Origin of the sequence: Paenarthrobacter sp. NPDC090520, assembly GCF_044769205.1 — a bacterium.
In the GTDB taxonomy this organism is placed as follows: Bacteria; Actinomycetota; Actinomycetes; order Actinomycetales; family Micrococcaceae; genus Arthrobacter.
The window spans coordinates 1-10,106 of the sequence record NZ_JBIVXM010000042.1; the positions used below are offsets into that span (position 1 = coordinate 1).

Consider the following 10,106-nt stretch of genomic DNA (forward strand, 5'->3'; position numbering starts at 1 on the left):
CGAACTCAACGACAGACCCCGCCAACGATTCGACTTCTGCACCCCAAATGAGATGATCAGAACCTTCCTGTTGCGATAACCGCTAGAAACCGCCGAGTTCAAAACGCGCTTAACTGCGACTCAGTTGGGTGAGCCGGGTTGACGGGTGCGCGCGACGCGGGGTGGAGTGGAGGGTGTCCGGGTAGCGGGTTAGCGCTTCGCGGGGCGGGTACGGGCCAGGGCCGTCACGCCCGCGGCAAGTCCCACCAATCCCGCAGCAAGACCGAACCATCCCGCCGTCGAACCTCCATCAGAGGCGGGCGTCGTCGCGGAAGCCGGCGCCGGCGTCGCAGAAGCGGTAGCCGCGGCGTGGTGGTCATCCGAACCGGCGGTCTTGGCCGTGGTCACGAAGGAGGGCGCCGGGTGTTTCGGCTCGTCCTGTCCTTCAACCGTCTTCTCGTCCCAGGCAACAACCGTGCCGTCCGTGTAGCTCTGCTTGGCGGGCAAGGTGATGGTGGTTCCGGCATCGGGCAGCACACCAACGGAGATGGAGAAGGTCTGGTACTCGTTCTGGCCGATCTGGTGTGCGTCGTCGGCGGTCCACACCACGGAACCCGGAGCCTTGGTAACCGTTGCACCGTTGACCGTGACGGGCTTGGGCAGGTCGGCGGTGACCACCTGGGCGGTCCAGCCCTCCACGGGCTTCACGGAGACGGAGTTGAACGGAGTATCCGTGGGCAGCGCAACTTCGAGCTTGTTGGTCTTGGCCGTGGCGGATTCGTTGGGGACGCTGAACGTCAGGTGGGTGTAGCCGCCCGCTGTGGTGCTTTCCGGGTCCACGTGGACGTGCGCGGAGGCCGTGGCGGCGCCGGCGGCAAGCATCCCTGCGGCGAGGGCAGCAACGGAAACGGACTTGAGGGTACGGCGAATGGAGGTCTTCATGGCTGGATGCCTTTCACAGAAAAGGTGGGAGTCCGGGTCCCGGATTGGCCGGGCCGGCAACTGTGCCGCCTGTGTCCTGCGAACTGAACGTGCGAGGGTCTCAGACGGCGGGCATCATCGCCGGTGGACCCCGCCGTGCGGGCATGCGGCGGACCAACTGGTGCCGCGGGAGGACGATCGGTGCCGCGACGGGTCCGGGGACCCGTGCGGGGACAATCACGAAAGGTTCAAGGAGCGTGATCAGGGGCCGAAGCCACGCCGACAACGCCCAGAGCGCCTGCTCGCCACGGGCCAGCACCACGGCTGTCACCACGGTGGCTACCGCGTGGGCGGCAAACATTTGCCCGTCGCTGGACGCCTGGACCGCGCCGGAAACACCAACAGCGTCAACGGCCATCCCGGACGCGTGGTGGGCGTGGCCGCTTGGCATCGGCCCGCCGGAGGCAGCCGCGGAGAGCGAGTGGAAAGCCCAGTGCAACCACGCCTGCCCGGCGCCAAGGACACCGACCAAAACGTGGAACGACAAGCGGAACGTGGTGAGAATGGATACCGGCAACACCGTCAAGGCACACAAACCCAGGAGAATCGCAGGCTCGGGAAGGACTCCCCCGCCAGCGAGGTGTCCCCCGGACGCCAGGCCGATGATGAGCGAAGAAATCATCCCGGTACGCAACAACCGGAAAGAAGCACGACTAGCCATCGGTGCTCCTTTCCGGTTGCTCAGGGACTACGTTTCGGCTGACCAAAAACCGCAGTCCAATGGATCACAATTTTACGGGCGTACGCGGGGGTAGCTCCGTTTGCTGCAAAAGTTACGCGAAGGTCTTTCCCGCCGATCCGAGTTGCTGGGCGGCCTCGACGATGCGCGCCGCCATGCCGGCCTCCGCGGAGGCACCCCAGACGCGGGGATCGTAGGTCTTCTTGTTGCCCAAACCGCCGTCGACCTTCAGCACGCCGTCGTAATTGGCGATCATATGGCCGGCTACCGGACGCGTGAATGCGTACTGCACGTCGGTGTCGATGTTCATTTTGATCACGCCATGGGACACGGCCTCGGCGATCTCCTGCTCGGAGGAACCGGATCCGCCGTGGAACACCAGGTCGAACGGCTTGTCCTTGCCGATCTTCGCGCCCACTTCGGCCTGGATCTGCTGGAGGAGTTCCGGGCGGAGCTGGACGTTGCCCGGCTTGTACACGCCATGCACGTTGCCGAAGGTCAGAGCGGTCAGGTAGCGGCCGTTTTCGCCGGCACCCAGGGCTTCGATGGTGGCGAGGGCGTCTTCGGTGGTGGTGTAGAGCTTCTCGTTGATCTCGTTCTCCACGCCGTCTTCCTCGCCACCCACGGTGCCAATCTCGACTTCGAGGATGATCTTGGCGGCAGCTGCGCGTTCCAGCAGTTCGCGGCCGATGCGCAGGTTATCCGACAGCGTCTCGTGCGAGCCGTCCCACATGTGGGAGTTGAAGATGGGGTCCTTGCCGGCCTTCACGGCTTCCTCGGATGCGGCCAGCAGCGGCAACACGAAGCCTGACAGCTTGTCCTGCGGGCAGTGGTCCGTGTGCAGGGCGATGTTGACGTTGTAGTTCCTGGCAACCTCGCGGGCGAACGCCGCGAAGCCCAACGAGCCCGCCACCATGTCCTTCACTGACGCACCGGACCAGTACGCCGCACCACCGGTGGAAACCTGGATGATGCCGTCGGATTCGGCCTCGGCGAAACCGCGGATCGCAGCATTCAGGGTCTGCGACGACGTCACGTTGACCGCAGGGTAGGCGAACCCTGACGTCTTCGCGCGGTCGATCATCTCCGAGTAAATCTCTGGGGTTGCAATGGGCAAGGTGGCTCCTAGGCTGGGCTTGGGCTGAGCGGGTTAGTTGGCTACGACGCCGGTGGTCTCGTAGCTGGCAATCTTGCCGATCCGGCGTTCGTGGCGTTCGGCATTGGTGAACGGCTCCGCAAGGAACGCCTTGATCAGCTCCGTGGCTTCCTCCACAGAGTGCTGGCGCCCGCCAACAGCAACCACGTTGGCGTCATTGTGCTGGCGGGCCAGCACGGCGGTGTCCAGGTTCCAGGCCAACGCCGCGCGCACGCCCTTGACCTTGTTCGCGGCGATCTGTTCCCCATTGCCGGAACCTCCCAGGACGATGCCCAGGGCGTCAACCCCTGCGGCCTGGTCATTGACGACGGCGGTTGCGGCGTTAATGCAAAAGGAGGGGTAATCGTCCTCCGGATCGTAAGAGGCAGGCCCGTGGTCCACCATTTCGTAGCCGCTCTCCGTGAGGGCGGTGATGAGGTGCGAGCTGAGTTCAAGCCCGGCATGGTCGGTGGCGATGTGAACGCGCATGGGTGGTCCTTAGGCTTTCTGGAGTTCGGGGGTGGACGTCGGCGCAAAGGCGAGCTGCCCGTTGGTGCGCAGCGAATCGATCGCGTCCGCGGGCGACGGCTTGCCGTAGACGGCCGAGCCGGCCACGAAGATGTTGGCACCGGCCTCGGCGGCGCGGATGATGGTCTCCTCGGTGATGCCGCCGTCCACCTGGATGGCAACGTTCACGCCGGATCCTTCCACGGCTTCGCGGGCGCGGCGGATCTTGGGAAGGACAACGTCCAGGAACGCCTGGCCACCAAAGCCGGGTTCCACGGTCATCAGGAGCAGCATGTCCAGCTCGGGCAGCATGTCCAGGTACGGCTCCACGGGAGTCGCGGGGCGCAGGGCCATGCCGGCTTTGGAGCCGCGTGCGCGGAGTTCGCGGGCGAGCTTGATGGGGGCCATGGCAGCTTCCACGTGGAAGGTCACCGAGTCCAGGCCGGCGTCGGCGTACAGCGGAGCCCAGCGGTCGGCGTCGGCGATCATCAAGTGGGCGTCCAGCGGCACGGGGCTGACTTTCTGAATCCGTTCCACAACCGGCAGGCCAATGGTCAGGTTCGGCACGAAGTGGTTGTCCATGACATCCACGTGCACGGCGTCGGCGTTGCTGATACGGGCCAGCTCGGCTTCGAGGTTGACGAAGTCGGCCGAGAGGATGCTCGGGTTGATGCAGCACGTCAGTGGGGAGGTGGACATGATGTCCTGCCTTTCGGGAACGGTCAGAGCGGGAAGTAAAGGGCGTGGAGACCCCCGGAACAGGGGGTCTCCACGCGGGGCGCCAGATGCAGGGGCGCCCGGGGAGGAGGGCTTGCGAGGGTCAGGCGGCCTTGCGGGCGGCGGCAAGTGCGCCTTCGACGTCGGCCAGGAGTTCCTTCCAGCTGGCCACGAACTTCTCGAGTCCTTCGGACTCAAGGAGGGCAACGACGTCGTCGTAGGAAACACCGATGTTCTCGAGGGCGTCGAGGACCTTCGCGGCTTCCTGGTAGGTACCCGTGAGGGTGTCACCCTTGGCCACGCCGTGGTCGAAGGTGGCATCCAGGGTCTTCTCCGGCATCGTGTTCACCACGCCGGCGGCAACCAGTTCGGTCACGTAGAGAGTGTCCGGGTACGCCGGGTCTTTCACACCGGTGGAAGCCCACAATGGACGCTGGGCACGGGCGCCGGCCTGGGCCAGGACGTTCCAGCGCTCGGTGGAGAACAGTTCCTCGAAGACCTGGTAGGCAAGACGTGCGTTGGCAACACCGGCCTGGCCCTTGAGGGCCTTGGCTGCATCGGTTCCGATGGCGTCGAGGCGCTTGTCGATCTCGGTGTCCACGCGGGAAACGAAGAACGAGGCAACGGAGTGGATCGTGGAAAGGTCGTGGCCGTTGTCCTTGGCCTGCTTGATGCCTGCCTGGAACGCATTGATCACTGCGCGGTAGCGGTCCAGGGAGAAGATCAGGGTCACGTTGACGCTGATGCCCTCAGCCAGGACCGCGGTGATGGCCTCGAGTCCTTCAAGGGTGGCAGGAATCTTGATCAGGACGTTTTCCTTGTTGACCTTCTTGTACAGTTCCTTCGCCTCCGCGATGGTGCCTGCGGTGTCCCAGGCCAGGCGCGGGTCGACTTCGATGGACACCCGGCCGTCAACACCGTTGGTGGCGGCGGCAATCGGGGCGAACAGGTCACAAGCGGCTGCGACGTCCGTGGTGGTGAGCTCGAAGATGGTCTCTTCCACGCTGGAACCGGCGGCAGCCTGTTCGGCGATGGCGTCGTCATAGTCGGAGCCCGAGGTGATCGCGGCCTGGAAGATGGACGGGTTGGTGGTCACGCCAACCACGTTCTTCTCCTCGATGAGCTTCCGCAGGCTGCCCGTCTCGAGGCGGTTGCGGGAAAGGTCGTCGAGCCAGATGGAAAGACCGGCTTCGGAAAGCTGTGCGGTGGGAGTTGCGTTGGTCATAAGTTCTTCCTTCCAAACGGGTGGCAGTTACGACGGCGGCACGGGACGTATGCGCTTCGTCCCGCGCCGCCGGTCGCACCTGCGGTTCAGGGGTTAGTTTCCGACGGCGGCCAGGGAGTCCATGGCGGCCGCGGTGACGGCTTCGGCGGTGATGCCGAACTCGGTGAAGAGCCGCTTGTAGTCAGCGGAAGCGCCGAAGTGCTCGAGGCTGATGGAGCGGCCGGCGTCGCCAACAAACTCGCGCCAGCCCAGGGACAGGCCGGCCTCAACGGAAACGCGGGCCTTGACCGAGGACGGGAGCACGGATTCGCGGTAGGCCTCGTCCTGCTTCTTGAACCACTCAACGGAAGGCATGGACACAACGCGGGTGGCGATGCCCTCGGACTGGAGGGCCTGGCGGGCTTCGACGGCCAGGCTGACTTCCGAACCGGTAGCGATCAGGATGACCTGCGCGTCAACGGTCTTGCCGCCCTTGGAAGCCTCGGCCAGCACGTAGCCACCCTTGGCAACACCAGCCGGCGATGCGAAGGTGTCGCCGCTTGCCTCGCCGGTGCCGCGGGCAAAGACCGGGACGTTCTGGCGGGTAAGGACAATGCCTGCCGGGTTCTGGTGGTTTTCCAGGATGGTCTTCCAGGCGATGCCAACCTCGTTGGCGTCGGCCGGGCGGACAACGTCCAGACCGGGGATGGCGCGCAGGGTGGCGAGCTGCTCCACGGGCTGGTGCGTGGGACCGTCTTCACCCAGGCCAATGGAGTCGTGCGACCACACGTAGATGGACGGGACACCCATCAGTGCGCCCAGGCGGATGGCCGGCTTCTGGTAGTCGGAGAAGATCAGGAACGTGCCGGAGAAGGCGCGGGTCCGTCCGTGCAGGGAGATGCCGTTCACGATCGAGGCAGCGGCGTGCTCGCGGATACCGAAGTGCAGCACGCGTCCGTAGGGGTTGCCCTTCCAGGCGTCCGTGGAGCGGGAGGCCGGGATGAACGACGGCGAACCCTCGATGGTGGTGTTGTTGGACTCGGCCAGGTCGCAAGAACCGCCCCACAGTTCGGGCAGTGCCGGGCCGATGGCGTTCAGGACCTTGCCGGAAGCGGCGCGGGTGGAGACATCCTTGCCGGCCTCGAACACGGGCAAGAGTTCGTCGATGCCTGCAGGGAGCTGCTTGGACTCGATGCGCTCCAGCAGTGCTGCGCCCTCGGGGTTCGCGGACTGCCAGGCGTTGAAGGAAGCGTCCCACTGTTCGCGGGCAGCCGCGCCGCGGTCCACCACCTTGCGGGCGTGGGCCAGGATGGCCTGGTCCACTTCGAAGGACTTCTCCGGGTTGAAGCCCAGGACTTCCTTGAGTGCTGCGACTTCCTCGCCGCCCAGCGCGGAGCCGTGGATCTTGCCGGTGTTCTGCTTCTTCGGGGCCGGGTAGCCGATGATGGTGCGCAGCGAAATGATGGACGGGCGGGTGGTCTCGGCCTTGGCCTTGAGCAGCGCGGTGTAGAGCTCCTGGACATCTTCCACGTACTCACCCGTGCGCGTCCAGTCCACGCGCTGGGTGTGCCAGCCGTAGGATTCGTAACGCTTCAGGACGTCTTCGGTGAACGCAATGTCCGTGTCATCTTCGATCGAGATGTGGTTCTCATCGTAGACAACAACAAGGTTGCCCAGTTCCTGGTGGCCGGCGAGGGAGGAAGCCTCTGAGGTGACGCCTTCCTGGATGTCGCCGTCGGAAGCGATGACCCAGATGGTGTGGTCGAACGGCGATTCGCCGGCGGGAGCATCGGCGTCGAACAGGCCGCGCTGGCGGCGCTGGGAGTAAGCGAACCCAACCGAGGACGCCAGGCCCTGGCCCAGCGGGCCGGTGGTGATTTCCACGCCCTTGGTGTGCTTGTACTCCGGGTGGCCCGGGGTCAGGGAGTCCCAAGTGCGGAGGGCTTCGAGATCCTTCAGTTCCAGGCCGTAACCGGAGAGGAAGAGCTGGATGTAGAGGGTCAGGGAGGAGTGACCCGGGGAGAGGATGAAGCGGTCCCGGCCGATCCAGTCGGCATCACGCGGATCGTGGCGCATCAGCTTCTGGAACAGCAGGTACGCAGCCGGAGCCAGGCTCATGGCCGTACCGGGGTGGCCGTTGCCCACCTTCTCCACGGCGTCGGCTGCCAACACGCGGGCGGTGTCAACGGCGCGCTGGTCCTCTGCGGTCCAGTCGAGGGTTGCGGTTTCAGGATCTGCGTCGCTGAATGTAAGAACCGCGCTTGCTGTTGGATTCACGATTGATCCCCTTTGATGTGTGGTTCGGCCGCCATGACCGAATGCATGCTTTGGTTGGTTTCCATCCTTCCGAAACAAAGGGGTAGGTAAAACACTGTTTTCTGACAGTTTTTGACTATACTTTCGGACAGGGCGGATTATTTTTGCCCGGGCAGTTGCGCACCGGAGCACAGCAGCCAGAGAGCACAACAAGGAATTAGCCATGACCCAGTCGAACCCCCCATGGCCGCTGTTGCATTCCGTGGCAGCCTTGGCCGATGCCCCCCTGTCCCAAATCGCCGAACGGCTCCGCGAAGCAACGCTCCCCTCCGTCGGCAGCACTGCCCTGGTCATTTTCACGGAGGACTGTACCGGCCGGCCGCAGAAGAAGGCGGGCGCGGAAGAGATCATCTCCCGCGTCTCCATCGAAGAGCTGGATAACCTCCGTGCAGAGCTGCCCGACGACGGGCCTTGGCGCGGCGAAGCCGAACTGGCCGGCAAGCCCCGGCAGGCGTTGGCCCTCAAGCACGCCCCCAGCAACGCCCTCCTGGTGCTCACGGATCCCCGCTTGGTGGACCCGGACAGCGACGCCGGGCTCGAAATGCTGACGTACCTGTGGAACATCACGGCCCGGCGCATCCAGGAAAAAGTCGCGGATGCACCGCCGTCGTACCTCATTGAATCGCGGGCGGCGTCAGCCGAGCGCCTGCGCGTCACCGCCGAACTGACGGACCTGCACTCCACCACGCTGGAAACGCTCCTGGCCGCGCTGCGGTCCTCTTCCATGGACCACGCCACGGCCCGCACCACGGTCACGGATCTCGCCGCCAAAGCCTTGGTTGGCCTGCGTACGCACAGCGACCGCACCACGGAACTGGTGAAGGAGCCGGTGGCCAAGGCCTTCGAGCGCCTGCGCGATGACCTTCGTCCGCTGACGGGTTTCAGCGGCATCGAGGTCCAGTTCATCGAACCACCGCTCAACGGCAGGGACCTGCCCGGCGAGGTGGCGCATGCCGCGCGCGCCATTGTCCGCGGCCTGGTTTTGGCCATGATGGAACAGCCCGAGGTCAGCCGCATCCGCACGCACTGGGACTGCGACGGCGAGAACCTGCTGATCAACGTCCGCGACGACGGCGGCGGTGCCCTGACCACCGAGGATCCGAACATCAGCCGCCTTGACCGGCGGGTCCAGGCGCTCACCGGACAGCTCCGGATGGACGTCATGGCGGGCTGGGGTGCCGACGTTTTCGTCTCCCTGCCCCTGGACCTCCCGGCCCGCCCGGCCGGCGACGTGACCGGCTGGAACCTCGCGGCCCGCGAACTTGAAGTGCTCCAGCACCTCGCCTCCGGCCACCGCAACCGCACCATCGCGTCCTCCATGGGCATCAGCGAGAACACGGTCAAGTTCCACGTGCGGAACCTTTTCAAGAAGCTCGACGTCGGATCGCGCACCGAGGCGATCGCGCTGGCACACAGCCACGGCATGCGGCAGTCCTAGGACCCGGATCCGGGCACGGGAAGAAGCGGGACGACGTCGGTCGTCCCGCTTCTTCTGTTTTGGGCCTCAGGGCGAAAAACTATACTAAGGAGTAGGTAGCTATGCGGCCGGCCGGGTCGCGTGACCCCCAAACTGGTGCCGCAGGGCGGAGACCATTTTCATGGCAGGAGAGCTGTCCTCGCGCGAAGCGAAACGGGCAAACAGGGCCGCGGTAATGACAGGGGTGGGGACAGCGTTGGCGATCGCTTCCTCAACGGTCCACCGGCCTTCCCCGGAGTCCTCCACATAGTCACCGATAGTGCGCAGGCCGGGATCCTCGTCCAGCGCCTTGACCATCAGGTCCAGCAGCCAGGAACGCACCACCGTTCCCTTTTGCCAGGCGCGGAAGGTCCCGGGCAAGTCAGTGATGATGTCCTTGGCCTCCAGCAACTGGTATCCCTCGGCGTATGCCTGCATGAGGCCGTACTCGATCCCGTTGTGAACCATCTTGGAATAGTGGCCCGCGCCCACCCCGCCCACGTGGACAAAACTGTCCGCACGTTCGCCTTCCGGCCGCAGGGCATCGAAGACGGGCATTGCGCGCTGAACGTCCTCGGTGTCTCCCCCCACCATGAGGCCATACCCGTTCTCCAGGCCCCAGACACCGCCGGAAACACCGCAATCCGCGAAGCGTATACCGCGGACGGCGAGCAGTTCGCTGTGTTTCTGGTCTTCCGTGAACCGCGAGTTACCACCGTCGATCACCAAATCTCCGGGGCTGAGCTTTTCACCCAGTTCACCGATGACGGCCTCCGTGGCGGCGCCGGCCGGGACCATCGCCCAGATGATCCGCGGTGCTGGGACTGTTTGCAGCAGCTCGTCCAGTGATTGCACATCGGTGACGTCGGGGTTCGGGTCGAAGCCCGTGACCATCAAGCCTCCTTTGCGGAGGCGTTCCCGCATGTTGAAACCCATTTTTCCAAGGCCTATTAGTCCGATGTGCATGGTGCGGCTCTTCTCGTGCGTTTGGGGGTGGCGTTCGGGCTGGCGTTGTGCCGGCCGGTGGTTTGGGTGGTGGTGGTTTGGGTGGTGGTGGTTTAGGTGGTCATGGTGGCGAACATGAGGGCCATGGTGGTGGCGCCGGCGGCTTCGAGGCCGTGTTCGGTGCGGG

General features: G+C 65.0%; 9 protein-coding genes. 1 reads left to right on the forward strand and 8 read right to left on the reverse strand.

From position 1 onward, the window contains the following. Positions 1–189: 189 nt before the first annotated feature. The 7 genes from ACIQTZ_RS23725 to tkt form a co-directional block, all read right to left on the reverse strand. Positions 190–921, reverse strand: coding sequence for a YcnI family protein (locus tag ACIQTZ_RS23725; protein ID WP_397326477.1), 732 nt, complete (start codon positions 919–921; stop codon positions 190–192). A 100-nt stretch (positions 922–1,021) separates the two neighbouring features. Then, the gene (locus tag ACIQTZ_RS23730) at positions 1,022–1,621 is read right to left on the reverse strand and encodes a hypothetical protein (RefSeq protein ID WP_402984760.1); all 600 of its coding nucleotides are present in this window, start codon (positions 1,619–1,621) and stop codon (positions 1,022–1,024) included. 112 nt (positions 1,622–1,733) lie between these two features. Continuing rightward, the gene (fbaA, locus tag ACIQTZ_RS23735) at positions 1,734–2,756 is read right to left on the reverse strand and encodes a class II fructose-bisphosphate aldolase (protein ID WP_402984762.1); all 1,023 of its coding nucleotides are present in this window, start codon (positions 2,754–2,756) and stop codon (positions 1,734–1,736) included. 33 nt (positions 2,757–2,789) lie between these two features. Further along, positions 2,790–3,263: a ribose-5-phosphate isomerase gene (locus ACIQTZ_RS23740; protein ID WP_402984764.1), complete on the reverse strand. Its 474-nt coding sequence runs from the start codon at positions 3,261–3,263 to the stop codon at positions 2,790–2,792. Positions 3,264–3,272: 9 nt separating this feature from the next. Next, positions 3,273–3,980 (reverse strand): ribulose-phosphate 3-epimerase, encoded by a 708-nt coding sequence (rpe, locus tag ACIQTZ_RS23745; RefSeq protein WP_402984766.1) that lies wholly within the window; start codon positions 3,978–3,980, stop codon positions 3,273–3,275. 121 nt (positions 3,981–4,101) lie between these two features. Beyond that, positions 4,102–5,223 (reverse strand): transaldolase, encoded by a 1,122-nt coding sequence (tal, locus tag ACIQTZ_RS23750; RefSeq protein WP_400332639.1) that lies wholly within the window; start codon positions 5,221–5,223, stop codon positions 4,102–4,104. A gap of 93 nt (positions 5,224–5,316) precedes the next feature. Continuing rightward, a complete protein-coding gene (tkt, locus tag ACIQTZ_RS23755) occupies positions 5,317–7,479 on the reverse strand; it encodes a transketolase (RefSeq protein ID WP_397326469.1) in 2,163 nt (720 codons plus the stop codon). 202 nt (positions 7,480–7,681) lie between these two features. On the opposite strand from tkt, the gene ACIQTZ_RS23760 reads away from it, so the two are divergent. Next, entirely contained in the window at positions 7,682–8,956 is a 1,275-nt protein-coding gene (locus ACIQTZ_RS23760) for a LuxR C-terminal-related transcriptional regulator (RefSeq protein WP_402984768.1), read from the forward strand. 99 nt (positions 8,957–9,055) lie between these two features. Here the strand turns inward: ACIQTZ_RS23760 and gnd are convergent, their stop codons facing one another. Next, on the reverse strand, positions 9,056–9,940 hold the full coding sequence (gene gnd, locus ACIQTZ_RS23765; protein ID WP_402984770.1) for a phosphogluconate dehydrogenase (NAD(+)-dependent, decarboxylating): 885 nt from the start codon (positions 9,938–9,940) through the stop codon (positions 9,056–9,058). Positions 9,941–10,106: the final 166 nt, after the last annotated feature.

Bases quoted from the DNA above. Each gene is read 5' to 3' on its own strand.
- ACIQTZ_RS23725 (WP_397326477.1), bottom strand. From the start codon at position 921: ATGAAGACCTCCATTCGCCGTACCCTCAAGTCCGTTTCCGTTGCTGCC.
- ACIQTZ_RS23730 (WP_402984760.1), bottom strand. From the start codon at position 1,621: ATGGCTAGTCGTGCTTCTTTCCGGTTGTTGCGTACCGGGATGATTTCT.
- ACIQTZ_RS23740 (WP_402984764.1), bottom strand. From the start codon at position 3,263: ATGCGCGTTCACATCGCCACCGACCATGCCGGGCTTGAACTCAGCTCG.
- rpe (WP_402984766.1), bottom strand. From the start codon at position 3,980: ATGTCCACCTCCCCACTGACGTGCTGCATCAACCCGAGCATCCTCTCG.
- tal (WP_400332639.1), bottom strand. From the start codon at position 5,223: ATGACCAACGCAACTCCCACCGCACAGCTTTCCGAAGCCGGTCTTTCC.
- ACIQTZ_RS23760 (WP_402984768.1), top strand. From the start codon at position 7,682: ATGACCCAGTCGAACCCCCCATGGCCGCTGTTGCATTCCGTGGCAGCC.
- gnd (WP_402984770.1), bottom strand. From the start codon at position 9,940: ATGCACATCGGACTAATAGGCCTTGGAAAAATGGGTTTCAACATGCGG.